The sequence below is a fragment of the Pseudomonas rubra genome (genome assembly GCF_028656935.1).
In the GTDB taxonomy this organism is placed as follows: Bacteria; Pseudomonadota; Gammaproteobacteria; order Pseudomonadales; family Pseudomonadaceae; genus Aquipseudomonas; species Aquipseudomonas rubra.
The window spans coordinates 22,944-38,761 of the sequence record NZ_JAMDGZ010000034.1; the positions used below are offsets into that span (position 1 = coordinate 22,944).

The window sequence follows — 15,818 nt, forward strand, 5'->3', positions numbered from 1 at the left end:
CAATGCATTTCTTGCAGCGCCTGACGTACTCTTCAAGTCTGTCACCTGAGCTCAAGGAAACCCGATGCGCATTGTGTTGCTCTGCCTGATCGGCCTGCTGGCGGCCTGCCAATCCCATCAGGTGCTACCACCACCGGCGCCGATTGCGCCGCAAGGGCGCGATCACCCTGACCTTGGGGTGATCCGCGACTTGGCCAGCGGCCGCAACCTCACCCCACAGCAGTTGGTCGAGCGCCTGGCCGGGGTACCCAGGGTGCTGGTCGGCGAGCAGCATGACAACCCCGACCACCATGCCGTGCAACTGTGGTTGCTGCGCGAACTGGCAAGGCAACGCCCGCAAGGCAGCCTGCTGATGGAAATGCTCACCCCGGACCAGCAGCCAAGGATCGATGCGCTGCATGCCGAGATTGCCGGCGGTGCACCTGCGACCGATTTGATCCAGGCGCTGGCCTGGCAACCCAGCTGGGGCTGGAGCCTGTACGGGCCGCTGGTGACCTACGCGCTACACCAGCCCTACCCGCTCATGGCGGCCAACCTTGAGCGAGCGCAGATCATGCAAATCTACACCCAGCGCCCAACACTTGAAGGCAAGGCCTCGACCACCCGCCAGGTACAAAACACCTTGCTCGACGATATCCGCCAGTCCCATTGCGGCCTGCTGCCCGAAGCGCAAATGCCGGCAATGCTGGCAGTGCAGCAGCAACGCGACCGGCGCATGGCCGAACGCCTGCTGGCCGCGCCTCGCCCTGCCCTGTTGCTGGCCGGGGCTTTTCATGTGCGCAAGGACCTCGGGGTGCCCCTGCACTTGGACGACCTGGGCTCGGCCCAGGGCAACGCCGTGTTGATTCTGGCCGAGGTCGGCAAAACCGTCGGGGCCGAGCGCGCGGATTTCGTCTGGTTCACCGCCGCGCAACCGGAGCAGGATTACTGCGCGAGCTTGCGCCGCTAAGCGAGTCGCTCGATCAGCCCATCTGCAGGGTACGGCGCAGCTCATCACGAAGCAGACTCAAGCCGTACTGCAGGTCATCCTGTTGCCCCGCTGGCCAGCCAAGGCGCAGATACTGGTGAAAGTCGCCGCGCAGGCTGAACAGCTCGCCCGGGGCAATCACCAGGCCCTGCTGCAGCAAGCGATGGAACAGTGGCCGGGTGTCCATCGGAGCACGCACCCGCGCCCAGATGCAGCTACCCCCTGCGGGCATCTGGAACGTAAGCTGGCTACCCAATTGCAACTGCATCAGCTGGTACAGGTGGCTCAGGCGCTCTTGCAAATGCGCACGTAGCTGCTGCAGGTGCAGGTCAATGCGGCCCTTGCTGTACAGCCGCGCTACCGCCTGCTGGCGCAAGGGTGGCAAGGTAAAGCCACGCAACAGGAACTCGCGATGCAAAGGCCCTTGCCAGTGCCGGGAAAGCAGGTAGGCATAGGGCGCTTCCACGCCGATGCTGCGCTCCAGGGAAGAAAACACCATCACCCGCCGAGGGTCGACCAGCTCACGCAAGCAGGGGGCAGGCGTCGCTTGCACGCACAAGTCGGCATCCTGGTCGTTTTCCAGCAGCCACACCCCGTGCCGGTTCAGCAGTCGGGCCACGGCCTGGCGGCACGCCTCGGGCATCAGGCTGCCATGGGGGACGCTCAAGCGTGAGGCGAGCATGGCCAGGCGTACCGGCTCAGTTGCCAGCAACTGGGCAAAGCGCGCAAGGTCCAGGCCTCCGTCAGCCGCCAACGGCATTTCTATGACCCGCAGGCGCGCCGCCTGGAACACCCGCAACAGGCGCCAGGAACAAGGCGTGACGACCAGTACGGCGCTGTTGCGCAGGTCCAGGGCGGCCAGGGTGGTCTCCAGCAGTGCTCGCACGTCCGGCGCCAGGTAGACATCCTCGGCGCTCCAGTACAACTGCGCCGAGCGGGTATAGCGCGCCGCCAGCGCGGTGCGCAGCTCCAGCTCGCCACAGGGCTGAGGCGACCCGGCAAGGCGCGGGTACTGGCGTAGCAATTGGCGCTCGATACCCAGCAGCGAAGCCTCCAGCGATTGCAGGGTTTGCACCTGCCCGCCACTGAGCACCAGCATTCGTGATGAGCGGGCATGCTGCTGCAGGTCCTGGAGCAGATCACCACCACTGCTCGACGCAACCTGAGCGGGCAGCGCCTTGGCGAAATACCCGGACTTGGGCACCGGCTGCACCCGCCCTTCATGCTCAAGCAATGAGTAGGCGCATTGCACGGTGGAGATCGACACGTTCAGACGCTGGGCAAGGTCGCGCAATGACGGCAGCCTATTGTAGCTGCCTGGCGCCATCTGCTCGATCAACTCGACCAGGTAGCGGTACACCGCCCGATAAGCGAACTCGCCGTTGTGCGTGGTTTTCATCAGTGCGTGCCAGGCTGCCCGGCCTTGAGCCAGGCCCATGCCGTGGCTGGCAGACGCAGCTGGCGCAAGTCTGCCCCGCGACGCTGGATCTGCGCCAGCAATGAACGGGGCCGGGCGCAGGCTTGTGGCTCGCGTTGGTAGAGCATCTGTAGCAGCGGCAGACTCAAGCCGCTAATGTCGACCATCCATTGCACCACCGGCTCAGGGGCAGGCAACTGCTGCAAAGCCTTGTGCAGGTAAGGCAAGGCCACCAGCATGCCGGGATGGCAGCGGCGCAGGAACACCTCCAGACGCAGGCCGCGCGAGACAAAAGGCGCGAACAATTTGCACACCAATTGCGCTTCACTCAGGCCGTAAGCCTGCGAAGCAACGTCGTTGGCCTGGGCACGGCGCTGCTGCACTTGCTCGCCGCTCTGCCAGCGCCCCAACGAGCGATTCTGCAGGGCCCGCGGCAGGCCCTGGCTTTGCATCTGCAGGCGCGCCCGCCGCAGATAGGCATCAACGCCCTCACGGTACTCGCTGTCTTCGATGAACTGCGCGTGCAACCCGCTCAGGTGCGCCAATAACAGCGGGTTGGCCGTGCCTGATCGGTCACCGGCAAAATACTGCTCGTCGAACCGGCAACCGAGGAATCGGTTCAAGCGTTCATCGTGGGGCACATCGGGGTCGTGCACCAAATCGTCAATGGTGATGAAACGCATCGCTGGCGCACAGTAGTCACCGGTGAGTGCCGAAGGGACGGTACGGGTCTGGCCAAACAACTGCTCCAGATAGCGCTGGCGCAACTCGCTCATGCCCGCGCACAGCGAAGCTGCGCAACTATGGATCGGGCGGGTACTGAGCACGTCTTCCTCACGCAGGGCGCGTCGGCTCCAAGCCAGGTAACGCCTGCGCTCGGGCAGTGGCTGGGCACTGATGATGGCATCGATGCCGCCGCGCCAGCCGAGGGCCTGCCAACACAACTCGGCCAGACGCAGATAACCATGGCTGCCGAAGCCTGCACGCGGCAGCCCTGCCAGCAAGTGCCCGAACAGCAGAAATTCGTTGCGCTCCGCCTGCTGCTGGCTGGCGGACACCGGGTGCCGACTGTCGAAAGGTCGCAACTGCTGATCATCGAGCATCAGCAGTTCAACCCGTGGGTCATCATGTAGAAACAGCGCCGAGAAGCCCTGCTCGAGATTGCTCAACGCCGTAGTGCTCATGCCGGGCTGGCGCACCACGCCTATGCGCAACTGAAAAGTGCCGGGGGAACGGGCGGCAAGACTCAACTGCGCCGCCCGCAGGCACGCCAGCGCATGGCTGGCGGCCTGGCTGCCATCGTGGGCGGTCAGCAGCCTGAAACCGGCAATCCGCTCAATGCCACCTGCGGCGACGATCAAGCGTTGAATCAGCAACTGCAAGGACGCCCGCTGTGCTTGCGACAAGTGTTCGAGCAAACGCTGGAGCACTTGCTGGTAGATGTACTGCATGGCTTGGTCGTGAATGCTACCCATAACGCGTACCCAATTTACAGAAACGGCGAGCTGAAAAAAGATCTTCTATTGAAGAGCTTTCGATCATCAAAGGAGGATGAAACAATATTCACCCAAAGAAACTTCCTACAACTTCTTAGGAATACATCTTATGAGGCCTTTGCCCATAAAGTGCCTCCCCTCCTTCCGCACCGCTACACGACGCCTTGCCCCTGAGCTACGACCTTTCATGCCTCACTCCTTGAGACGACAGTTGACGAACTATTATCGGCTGCTGCCTGACGAATAGAAGATACAGATCAGTGTAAAAAAACCATTCAGATTCGCCATGGCCGAGGTCACTAATCAGACAATCAATGACTGTTTTTCCTCATGGATAAACATAACGCACGGATGCGCTTAGCAGTGTGAAAAGTTAACCGGGAAATATCCCAAACAGCGCGAAGAAAATGCTTACGAGAAACTTGGTTTTGAGCTTTTCGTAGGCAGCCGATCGCGGGCCATAACTACGGCAAGGCGCAGGTCTTGAAATGGGGTGAAGCCTACAGGGTGTACGCCGCAAGGCTTGTGGCGTCACTGAGATCGAGCGCCGCCCGCGCGGCGCATCGCGGGCAAGACCCGCTCCCACATTTGTTGCAACGTGCCATGGCCTGTGAGAGCGGTGTTGTCAGCCCGCGAGGGAAAGGTCCAGCACCAGCCGCCCACCGCAGGGACACTCGTCCATGTAACGATGCGCCGCGACCACCTGGTCGAACGGGTAGGTCTTGATGATCAGCGGGGTCAGCAGCTTGTCGGCAGTGAACTGGTTGATATCGCGCAAGGCGCGCTGCAGGGCCACCTGGTCCTGGCTGATACCCAGCTCCGGCTTGCCGGTGAAGTTACCGATGCAATGGACGAAGAACTGGATGTTCTTCTGGAACGCCGCGCACGCCGGGAACGGCGTCTGGTTGCCACCCTGCAGGCCATACAGCACCAGGCTGCCGCGTGGCGCCAGGGCATCGCCGAGCAGCGCCATTTGCGGGCCACCTAGGCCATCGAGGACCATGTCGACACCGCGGTTGTCGGTGTACTTGTTGATCTGCATGAGCAGGTCCTGCTCTTCGGTGACGATCACCTTGTCGGCACCGAGCTTGATCAGGTAGTCGCGCTGATCAGCCTCTTTGGTCGCAGCGAACACCTTCAGGCCCAGGGCCTTGCCCAACTGGACGAAGGCGGGGCCGGCGCAATGACTGGCGTCGGTGATCAGCGCGGTTTGCCCGGCCTTGGCCCGCGCCAGGTCGACGAAGGCGAAATAGGCAATCAGCAGCGGCGTGTAGTGCACGCTGGCCTCGACCGGCGAGAGAATCTCCGGGTAACGGGTCAGGGCGTTGCGCGGCATGACGATGACTTCACCGTAGACCGGGTGCTCGTTGGCACTGCTGGCCGGGAAGCTGGCGACCTTGTCGCCGATCGCCAGGTCATCGACGCCCTCGCCCACGGCCGTGACCACACCCGCCATCTCGTGTCCGATACCAGCAGGCAGACGCGCCTGGGACGGTGCCAGGTTCTGCCGCCAGAGCACGTCGTACCAACTGATGCCGATCGCCTCAACGCGAATCTGCACCTCGCCGGCAGCGGGCTGCGCCTGGGCCTGCTCTTCGATCTTGAGCACATCGGCCGGGCCGAACTTGTGGAAACGGATCATGCGGGACATCGCAAACCTCGCCAATTAAACCTCTAATGCCCTGAACTCTATCCGGGCTTTGATGGTTAGACCATCAGTGGCCATTAATAGTCAACATGCTTGTCATTGATTGATGGTAATACCGCGTCCATCAAATTATGCGGTGCAGGGTAGCAGCCTTTACCCGTAAGATTCACCCCTGCCCCAATCGCATTGTGAAGCCGAGCCGATGAACCGTAACGACTTGCGTCGCGTCGACCTGAACCTGCTGATCGTCTTCGAGACCCTCATGCACGAACGCAGCGTGACCCGCGCAGCCGAGAAACTGTTCCTCGGCCAGCCGGCGATCAGCGCCGCCCTGTCACGCTTGCGCAACCTGTTCGACGACCCGTTGTTCGTACGCACCGGGCGCAGCATGGAACCGTCGGCGCGGGCGGTGGAGATCTTCGCCCTGCTCTCGCCGGCGCTGGATTCGATCTCCACCGCGGTGAGCCGCGCTGCCGACTTCGACCCGGCCACCAGCACCGCGGTGTTTCGCATCGGCCTGTCGGACGACGCCGAGTTCGCCCTGCTGCCGCAACTACTCAAACGCGTGCGCGCCGAAGCCCCGGGCATCGTTTTGGTGGTGCGCCGGGTCAACTACCTGCTGATGCCGGCGCTGCTGGCTTCGGGGGAAATCTCCGTGGGCGTGAGCTGGACCAACGACCTGCCGGCCAACGCCAAGCGCAAGGTACTGCGGCGCAGCAAACCCAAGGTGCTGCGCGCCGACAGCATGCCGGGCAGCCTGAGCCTCGACGACTTCTGCGCCCGCCCCCACGCGCTGGTGTCGTTTGCCGGCGACCTGGGCGGGTTCATGGACGAGATCCTGGAAAAAGTCGGGCGCAAGCGCCACGTGGTCCTCGCCGTACCGCAGTTCAACGGCCTGGGCAGCCTGCTGACCGGCACCGACATCATCGCCACCGTGCCCGACTACACCGCCGAGGTCCTGACCGCCGCCGGCGGCCTGCGCGCCGAGGATCCGCCGCTGGAAGTGCAGACCTTCGAGCTGCACATGGCCTGGCGTGGGTCGCAGGATAATGACCCGGGGGAGCGCTGGTTGCGGTCTAGGATTCAGATGTTTTTTGGCGACCCCGAGAGTCTCTAGGCGTCGTCGGGTAGGCTGTTCATCTGATCATTTTTGCCTTTCCACAAATCATGGAGTTCCATTCACTTCCAGTGGATTGCTACATTGGGGGCATATCTGAGGGCATGCTTTGGATGGTTTGAAAAGGATGCCCCCTGCCTAAGGCCAAGCACGCTATTGATGAGGATAGTTCCGACCGGACTCTCTGCGAGTCAATAGACCGGCCTGAGGCTTTAAGCGGAACAGTGCAGGATGGACAAAACCGCCGGCATCGTGGCTACTCAAAGCGCCCGAGACGCCAAACCAGCTAACGCGGTGAAGGGCCTGATTGAGCACACGACCAAGCGCCTGAAGAAGCACCAGAAAATGCCGAAGTCGATAGCACTCCACGACACCGGCACTGTCGTCAGCGGCGCGTAGATCAATAGACGCGCCGTGGCGAGCGTCGGTGATCAAATCAGCTGCGTCGCTGTCATCCTGACCGACGCGCCCGGCACCATCATCGAAGGCCAGCCCGCAGCGCGCCAAGGTAATAGCACCAGCCACGCCGGCACCCTGGTGGAAGGCGAGCCGGGCTGGTAGTGGCGTAAGTGATGGAAGCGAAAAAACTCAGTGTCTGCCAAGTTAAGCAGGGACCTCCTTAGAGAAGGCCGGTGAGAGCAAAGCACGCCGTATCTGAAGATTTCCAGCTGCCGGCCAATGCAATGGCTCGCCGATTCAGCAGAAAGAGATTGGGCAAAGCCACGAAATCACCTGTACGGAAGCTCGTCTGAAAGTTGCACGCCCCACCACCAGCAAGGCATCAACCCAAGCAACACGCACTGCAACACCTCCTTTACCGGTTCAACTTAACTTCAACACCCTCAGGTCGCTATCTGCCGTTGCCGAAACCTGCAAGAACTTCGCCTGCGAATCAGCTGGCACGTTCACGGGCCCGTGCCAGTTCGCCAGCCACCACTGATAACAGGTTTCAGGACTGTTTGGCACCTCGGTCGAATCGCGCATGAGCTGCAAGCGTAGTACCGTCGCGGCAAACACATCGTTATCGCGCGCCAAACCGATGAACGCTGAATCTGCGGGAAAGCCTGCCCTAACGGGCAACCCGGCCGCAGCCGCGAGCAATGCCTTGCTATCGGCGAAGGCCTTTTGAGTGGCGTGCAGTTTCTCGATCCGGTCTTTTCGACCGGCAACATTGCCCCGATCCATCACATCCGCCTGCGCGACGATATCCTTGAGCGTCCCGCACTGTAACTGCAGCAGTCCTTTCGCCGGCCCTCCGAACTGGTCACGGTACAGCCCGAAGTGGCTTTCCATGCCACCGATGTACAGCAGCAGCCGCTTGATGCGCTGGGCTTTCTCGTCGGCATCACCCATATTTTTGAGCATCTGGTTGAACGCTGTCCAGAAACCCTTGATCCGTGTCCGCCGTGCATCGTCCGTATCACCCGCCAACGCAAGCAGTTCCAGCGTGCCGGCTTTGGCCAGTAGCTCAACAATGCGCTGTGGGGCGATGAAATCACTGTCGATGGACTGGGCACCCGGCAGGTAGGTCTGGCCATTACGGTCGGCTTTGACGATATGCACGCCACGCTGTGCAGTTTCGTCCGCCGGACGCGCCAGGGTCCACATGAACCGAGCGCTACGCCGCAACAAGCCGGCCCGGAAGCCTGCCGCAGCATCGATCAGATCGACCCGCCATGGCAACGGCGACTGCGCGTACAGCGGCAAGGAGAGCTGGGCCCGGTTGCCGTGCACGGTGCGTGAGAGCGCGGCATAAAGCCCCGGTGGCGGTTCCGCCACCGGCTCGTCGGTAAGCATCAGGGTCAGTTGCAAAGTAGCGTTGTCAGGGAACGTTACGGCGAGTTCAAGCAGGTCGCCCGCGGCCATGTCTGCTGGCTTGCCGTCCGACGTCAGCAGGCGCCCGAGTGACAGCTCGTGAATCTGTTCCAGCACCAGACTGGCCGGCAACGTATTGGCTGCACTCGCCAGCGTCAGGTCGCGCATTTCACCGCTGCGCCGCAGCAACCTCAGCGCCAATGGGAGTTTGTCGATGTTGCCTGAAATCAGCGGTTGGGTATAAGCCATCAAGGTCACTGAGCCCTGTCGATTGACCCGCTGACGATCTGCCGCAAACACCTTGATATGCTGCTCGCCACGCTGTGTCACCTGGTGCGGCGGTGCACTGAGCCCGGCATCGTAGGCCGGGTCGATGAACAGCAACGAGGTGGGCTCCAGAGCCAACGCGCCGCGTTCGCGCAGCAGCGGCCAGAGTGAGAAACGCAGCATGACCGGTGCGTTCGAATCACCTCCCGGCAATGCTTGGTCGTCAGCAGCCAAGACAAACGGGCCTAACGTTTGTTTGTCGTCCCGTACCACCGCGGCCGGGTGCACCGTCAACTTCAGCTGTGCGCTGGGGGTTGCATCAGCGATCACCAGCAGCTCAGCGATGGTCGCCAGCGCCGGGCCCGGTACGGTATTGGCCGGGTCGGCTTCGCGCATATCCAGGACGATGCTGGCATACCCGCGCTGTACGCCATTTGGCAGATGCCGCTGCCCCTGCAGTGGTAGTACATGCAGACTACGGAAGGGTAGCGAGTGACCATTGATTTCCAGGCTGGCCGAGGCTTGCAGGCGATACGGTGGTTTGGCCGGCAGCGCCGGTGCGCCGAAAAGCAGCTGTAACAGTTCATCGGCCCATGAGCCCGGCCCGGCGGTATTGTCACTCGGTTTTTCGTCGATCTCGGCAATAAGGCGCAGACTGCCATCCCATGAAGAGGTGATGGTGCCCGAGGTTTCTGGTGCAGCAACCAACGTCACCGTCCAGTCGAAGACCGCGCCGTTCGCGCGCCTCGATCGGCCGCCGAGGCTGTCCGCCGGGCCGACCCAGGCCCGATGATTCAGGGTTGGCAACAGCGGCGAGGCACAGGGCCGCCGATCAAAGGTCTGATTGCCTTTATTCTCTGCGAATGGTCCGGGGCGTGGTGTGCGCTCCACCCGCGCCAGCGCGGCACTGGCTTGCGCCGGCGCACCAAAGCGTGGGAACAACGCGTCGAACGCTTCGACGGCGTTTACGCCCTGCTCGGCGCCCACCTCCAGGCGCAGATGGCGCGCCAGCAGGATTCCCGGGCGCTCGGAAACAGCGGCGAGCATGGCCTGGCTCGCGAGCAGCGGCTGCCAGATGTCCACCCGCTCCGGCGTGCCAAGGCGCTTGAGATGCTCGTCGAGCACGCGTACAACCGGCACCCTCGAGCGTGGCGCAGCCGGCACCAGCCAAGGAATCGGCTCACAGGTAAAGCGCGACTGTATCGGTAGATACAAGGGGGTACGCTGTTGTGCCAGCCACACAGCGTTCTCGGCACAAAACCGGCTGCCAAGGGAAGTGGCAAGGGCCGGCAGATTGACCCGCCGCGACAGAGCGGCGATGCCACTACCGCCCGTTTTGTCGTCACGCAGCGCGGCACTGAAGCCCTCCTCTACGCCGGCCATCTCCTCCCCTGTATGCACTGGCAGCAGGTAGCCACGACCGGCATCGGCGAACTGCTGTTCGAGCGCTACGCGCGCCCGCGGTTGCAAGGTGGGCTGCGGCAAAGACACCGTGCGGAACTCGCCATGACGGTCGCGCAGCAATGCCGCCCTGGGCCGTGATAGCAGGGTATGGGCTTTCATTGCCACCTGGGCATCGAAGCCATCGTCAGCCTGGTCCGAGAAGTCCAGCCCTGGCCACGGCTGGACCAGCACCCTGTCCCCGGCCACCAGCAGTTCGCCACGATCTTTGGCCGCCGGCGCGCTGTCAATCAACTGATCCCAGTTGCCGCTGGTCAGCAACGCCGCGGCACGCCGCTGCGGGTTTTGTTCTTTGCTGTCGCAATGTACCTGCGAGACCACCGACAGCACCCTTGGCGCAGCAGCCGTTGCTTTGTGGTCATTTAAAACCCGGCTCAACGCCGCCGCCGAAGCAAAGAAGTACGGCGTCTGCTCCAGAGACTGCGCCTTGAAATCGGTGGCAAAGCTTTGCTCGACCAACAGCGCCCCCGCCAACCGGCTGCGCGCGCCGGAATCGCCTTGCAGTGGCCGGGCACCAATGCTTACGGCAACTTCCAGATCGCGTTCGTTGGCGGTTGCCGGTGAAGCGGCGCAGCTGAATGTAGGCGATATCGGCAAGGCGGCCAGGCTGTCGGGCCAGGCCACGTCGATATCGATGTGCTTGTTAACCTCGCTCTGCATCAGCAGCGGTTTTTCGCTGCCATTGCCAAGGTAGCTCGCCGACAGCCCCATCAGTGCCGGCAGGCGCAGCAATGGCGCGACATCACTGCCGGCCTGCTCGATCAGGCCGACAAAGCCTCCAATCACGACGACATTGCCCGGCTGCTCGCCTTTGCTGTAGATCGCCTGGCGAAATGCCGCACCCTGCGCGCCGTGCAGCACCGAGCCAAGACCGCCGCGTCCCGGCCAGGTGATACCGAGGTCGCCGTGCCGGTAGCGGGCGGCAAAAGTACTGCGTGCGTTGCGCTCCAGTTTTTCCGCGTCAGCACCATTTGGCCACGGCGGGATCAGCGCTGCCATCGCACCCAGAGCGATGCTGTCGACGGCGGTGAAACGCAACGGTACCTCCCCGTCCCTGGTCAGCGAATGCCGAGACATCACGGTCGCGGTCCAGATCCCTTGTCGGGAATCCGCACGGTTGATGCAACCGGCCGTATACATCGACATTCGATGCCCATCCAGCAGCCACTCGACCTCATGCGTGTGGCCTGGACCATTCTCGATGCGTAGCTTGCGGCGGCCGTTGGACGCATTTTCGGGGAACGGAACCTGTTCGTCGGAGGCCGTCAACGGGCTCACCTGTGGCCAGCCGATAATGCTCTGACCGGCGAGTTTTCCGTGCAGGGTCAACTCGCCGTACCAATCGTCCGGTGTCCCGCCGCCCTCGATCAGTACGCGGTCGAGCGACAAACTGCAGCGAGACTTTTTGCGCAGCTTGTCGCTCGCGCTGAACACGCCGCAAAAGTGCACCGACTGCAAAGGCGCATTGCTATCGCTAAACGCCGCGATACAGGCAATCAGACCAAAGTTGATGCTCCCGGTTTCAGGAAAACCTTTGACCAGGGCCGTGCTGAACCGGCTTCCCCGCATGCTGGTAAGGGATAACGCGCCGCGTGCCAGAGCGACCTGCACGGCCACCTCGCTATCGAGCAGAAACAGCGTTGCGTCATGCTGATCGCTCTCTAGCTCGCCACTTGCCTTGACCCGCAGCACCGTCACTCCCTTATCTGCCGGGCCAGGGGCAATCGCCAGTTCATGTTCGACGTTGAGACGGGACCTGCTGCCCTGGCCTGAGCCAGACTGATTGACCATCAGCTTCGCCGCCGTGATCACCAGTTTGCCTGACTGCGCATTGCCGTCACTCCAGGTGAAGGTCGGCCCTGCGCTCTGCTTCGCACCCGGCAACTGCACCGGCTGCCCGGCGAAGTCAAACACCAGGCATGGCGCCACCAAAGCCAATTGCCCGTTGACCAGCGCCACCGCGTTGGCCTGCAGCGTGACCAATCGGCTGCCGACCATGATCGGAAAGCGCAGTGGCGCGTCGCCGTGCAGCCCCACTGTCTTGAGTAACAAGTGCCCCGCTGGCGAGGCGGTGAAATCGAGGTTGAGCAGATTACCACCGTCGTCTACGTCTTCGCGCTCGGTGCCGATATGCAGACGCGCCACGACGGTCAGGCTTTGTGGCACCGGATCGCTGGGTGCGCCGGCCTTGAAATGCGCCTGCAACGCGGCCAGCCGCAACGGTTCGATGAACATATCGCCCAGAGCAATCCGTTCCGACCCCGAGGCAAAACCGGGACTCGTCGCGCTTGCAGGTAGCAAGCGCCACTCGAAACCTCCCTGCTGCAGTTGGCCGTCCTGCCATGCGAACGTATCGACATCCGAGCGGCCCTTGAAGCGTCCGTCACGGTTCAGTGGAAGATCTTTGAACCAGAAACGCAGAAGATTGTGCGCGTCGCCGTCGTGCTCCTTTACCTCAAGCATGTGTTGGCTGGAAAAACGCCCGACAGTCTGCGCATCTGCCGGGCCCAAGCCCGACAGCGCCCGCCACCAGCCGTGACTCAGATCCAGCGGCCGGGCGCCAACCCCGCGGGCATCCGTAAGAAAGCCATTGCGCAGGAATGAACTCGGGCTGTTGCCCAATACCTGCACGGCGATCTCACTCGACGCAACGCCGTCGATCGTGAGTTGGCCCGAGGACACCGAGAAGGTTTTTTCCAACCCGAGCAGCGCCTCGTTCCCCGCCAGCGGCTGTTGATTACCCAGTTGCATCCAGCCGTAAGGCAGCATGCTGTTCGGGTCCAGGCCAAAGCCAGTGGTGGGTGCGTTCCAGCGCAGGCCGCCGACCAGCGAGTCGATGCCGACCGTGGCGAAATCGTTCAGCGCTTTGTAGCCGCCAATATAGCTGTGCGCCACCCGAGCCAGTTGCAGGCGCCTTTCCTGTTCCTGCCAGAACTGCTCCAGGGCATTCCAGTCGAGCGCTGTTGCAGTTGGCGGGGCATCCAGCGGTTCTGGCACGAGAGCACCGGTGCCCGGCGCTTCGGTCGCACGCGGCAACGAGGCCATGGCAAAGGCTTCATCCAGCACCGGCAGGTCGTAGCGCAAAGCCGCGCGCAAGCTTTGCCAGCGCTGCCCTTCCCAGCGTTCTACCCACGGCGCCAGCTCCGCACCGGGCACTCCGAAGGCGATCAGGCCAATTCCTCGCGCTTGCAACGGATCAAGCGGTTCTTTCTGTGGCTGTGGCGGCAATGGCCAACGCGTGGGCAGCTTGTATTGCCAACTGCCCTGCAATTGAGCGAACACCTGCTCGCCCGACCAGGACAGCTCTGCGACGCGGTAGGCCGGCTTGCCGTCATACCGCATTTCGAGCGGCAGCAGATCGCGACTTTCAAGTGGCCGGACCGCGGCACTGACCATCCGCGTCATTGGCATCTGCGCGGCAAGCGGCATCTGTGGATGGCGTGACCAGTAATAGACCTTGGGCATCGTCGACAATCTTGAGGCGGCGCCCCAAGCAACGCTGGCGGTATCGAAATCGATGCTCAAGGCCAGGCTGTCACGCGTCACAGTCACCCGCTGTCCGTGCAGCTTCGAGGTCAGACTGAGCTGGTTGATCGCGATGGATACAACCGACTGTTCCTGCTCGCGCCGTTCCAGCGCAATGTCGATGAACGCGCCAGGGCCGGCACCCAGGCGCGCAATGGCTTCATAGGCATCAGGCCGGTCGCTGGACAGCCACAACAGGCCGCGGGTGGACAAGTCCGGTTGATCGACCACGGCGTGGCCGCGCAGCGGTGTACGACCGGCAGTACCGGTCTCTGCGCGCAGGGCCAACGCTACCCGCAACCGACCGGCCCCCTCCAGCGTTACCGACCAGGGCGCTTGTTTGATCAGTAGCCCCGGTGCCGGGCGCGGTTCGAACGCCGAAAGCACTTGCGGCATATCGTCAGCCGGCATGAAGCGCAGGAAACCATCCAGTGCATTGGTCTGGGCGGGAGATACATTGCTCAACAACTCGCTATCGAGTTCCAGGTTCAGTGGCGGCAAATTGGGAAATGGCAATTGCAGCCAGCCGTCGCTCATCGGGAGGAAGCCTGGCAATAGAAGACGCGTGTTGTCGAATTGGCCAGCGGCCAGTGGCGACAGCCCATAAGCGCGGCGTAACGCATCCGCCAGGCGGTGTTCGTCCAGCGACACGGCATAGGGTTTATCAGCGGTGGTCACCAGATCAATCTTCAACTCTGGCGGGGCAGTGTCCAGATGCGACTCCAGCTTCAGGTACGGCGCAACCGCCCCTTCGGCGACAGATTGCGGGCGCGCCGACGCCCAGGCCAGAACCAGAGTCCTGTCCGCGTTCAGCCCAGCGACAAACGAGCGATACAGATCGTCGCTGCCAAAATAGCGCTCGGCCTGGTTTTTCAGTGCAGCCGGAGTCGCCAATATGAAGTAGTCGCCCCCGCCGCAGTTGACTACCCCATCCACCCGCTGGTCACTGGATGGGCTGAGTAGGTTCAGCCGCAGGTGACGGCCGGGAATCTCAACCGGCAGATCGCGGGTCTCGCTGCTGATCACCAGGCCCGGCCAGTTACCGTCTCTGCCCGCAAGCCTGGCGACCGAGAGACTGTAACGAAACGCCGGAACCTCCTGGGCATCGCCGCTGAGCCGAAAACCGTGCAGCGCTTCTTCCTGGCTACCGCCCGGCAACACCGAAGCCCAGGCTGACAGCCAGTGCTGCCGTTGATCCGGAGACAGGCGATGCGGTTGCAGGGTCAGCACCAGGCGCCGGTCTTCCGTGGACAACAGAAAAGGTCCGTTCAGGGTGCCGGTCACGCCGGGAAAACCAACCGCGCATTGCAGTTCGATGCCTTCCGGTGTGAGCGTCAATGGATAGCGACAGATATTCCCCCGCGTCGACTCGGGCACCGCGTTGGGTTGCAACGCCCCTAACCAGGGAAAGGCACCATCGGCCACTGCCAGGTCGATGCGCCCGGCAACCAAGGCGAATGATGGAACCTTGATAGCTTTGCTCACCTCGCCCGGCCAAGGCTCACCGGGGTTCAGGCAAGGCTCGGCGAGCACATGCTGGAAAGCGGCCGCGGCAGGTGTGCGGGAGCTCTCGGGACTGGCAGGGACCGGCCCGGTGATGAAATAGGCCGAAGTGGTCAGTGTCGCGCCGTCGCTCGGCTTGACGAACTGCCAGCGACGTTTGCTCGGCAGTACTTGCGTCAGTAGCCCGCCGGTTGCGTCGAAGGCGCTCACACTTAGCCCTTCTTCGCACGCCTTGATGTAGCTTTTCTCCCAGTCGTTCGCCGGCAGCCGTGCGAAGCCAACAGGATGAACGCGACTTGAAGCCTTGAGGTCCGGTGGACCCTTTTCGCTATCGAACTGAGTGCAGTATTTGCCGCTGCCGTGCCCGGCGATCAGGTGCAGTGACACCAGGTGCGGGTAACGGAAACCGTCCTGCCCATCGGTCCCGCCGGCATCGATCAGCAGCGCGCGCAACGGATGGGTGTCGTCTTGCGCCAGGTGTGCATGATTGTCCAGAAAAGCATCCGGCGCTGCAGCCCTGAGCTCCCAGAGTGGTTGACCCGAGGTCAGCAGCGGCCCGCGAAGCAGGACATGGCGAAGCGTTGTGTTGTCCATCATCAGGC

Annotated in this window: 8 protein-coding genes; 4 read left to right on the plus strand and 4 right to left on the minus strand. The window is 62.7% G+C overall.

The window, feature by feature from the left end; all coding sequences use genetic code 11:
* Positions 1–64 precede the first annotated feature (64 nt).
* On the plus strand, positions 65–949 hold the full coding sequence (locus tag M5G17_RS16055) for a ChaN family lipoprotein (RefSeq protein WP_273893891.1): 885 nt from the start codon (positions 65–67) through the stop codon (positions 947–949).
* A gap of 13 nt (positions 950–962) precedes the next feature.
* On the opposite strand, the gene M5G17_RS16060 is transcribed toward M5G17_RS16055, so the two are convergent.
* The 3 genes from M5G17_RS16060 to M5G17_RS16070 form a co-directional block, all read right to left on the minus strand.
* Positions 963–2,366 carry an aminotransferase-like domain-containing protein gene (locus tag M5G17_RS16060; protein ID WP_273893892.1) on the minus strand — a complete coding sequence of 468 codons (1,404 nt, stop codon included), beginning with the start codon at positions 2,364–2,366 and terminating at the stop codon, positions 963–965.
* The gene (locus M5G17_RS16065; RefSeq protein ID WP_273893893.1) at positions 2,366–3,859 is read right to left on the minus strand and encodes a hypothetical protein; all 1,494 of its coding nucleotides are present in this window, start codon (positions 3,857–3,859) and stop codon (positions 2,366–2,368) included. Before M5G17_RS16065 ends, M5G17_RS16060 begins: the two co-directional genes overlap by 1 nt.
* Before the next feature lie 646 nt (positions 3,860–4,505).
* Positions 4,506–5,531 carry a zinc-dependent alcohol dehydrogenase family protein gene (locus M5G17_RS16070; RefSeq protein ID WP_273893894.1) on the minus strand — a complete coding sequence of 342 codons (1,026 nt, stop codon included), beginning with the start codon at positions 5,529–5,531 and terminating at the stop codon, positions 4,506–4,508.
* A 199-nt stretch (positions 5,532–5,730) separates the two neighbouring features.
* On the opposite strand from M5G17_RS16070, the gene M5G17_RS16075 reads away from it, so the two are divergent.
* From M5G17_RS16075 to M5G17_RS16085, 3 genes are all read left to right on the plus strand, one after another.
* Complete coding sequence (locus tag M5G17_RS16075; protein WP_115086461.1) at positions 5,731–6,645, plus strand: LysR family transcriptional regulator; 915 nt, start codon at positions 5,731–5,733, stop codon at positions 6,643–6,645.
* Between the two features lie 231 nt (positions 6,646–6,876).
* The gene (locus M5G17_RS16080; protein ID WP_273893895.1) at positions 6,877–7,044 is read left to right on the plus strand and encodes a hypothetical protein; all 168 of its coding nucleotides are present in this window, start codon (positions 6,877–6,879) and stop codon (positions 7,042–7,044) included.
* Positions 7,045–7,206 carry a PAAR domain-containing protein gene (locus M5G17_RS16085; protein WP_337993342.1) on the plus strand — a complete coding sequence of 54 codons (162 nt, stop codon included), beginning with the start codon at positions 7,045–7,047 and terminating at the stop codon, positions 7,204–7,206.
* A 261-nt stretch (positions 7,207–7,467) separates the two neighbouring features.
* Here the strand turns inward: M5G17_RS16085 and M5G17_RS16090 are convergent, their stop codons facing one another.
* Positions 7,468–15,813: a hypothetical protein gene (locus M5G17_RS16090; protein WP_273893897.1), complete on the minus strand. Its 8,346-nt coding sequence runs from the start codon at positions 15,811–15,813 to the stop codon at positions 7,468–7,470.
* Positions 15,814–15,818 lie beyond the last annotated feature (5 nt).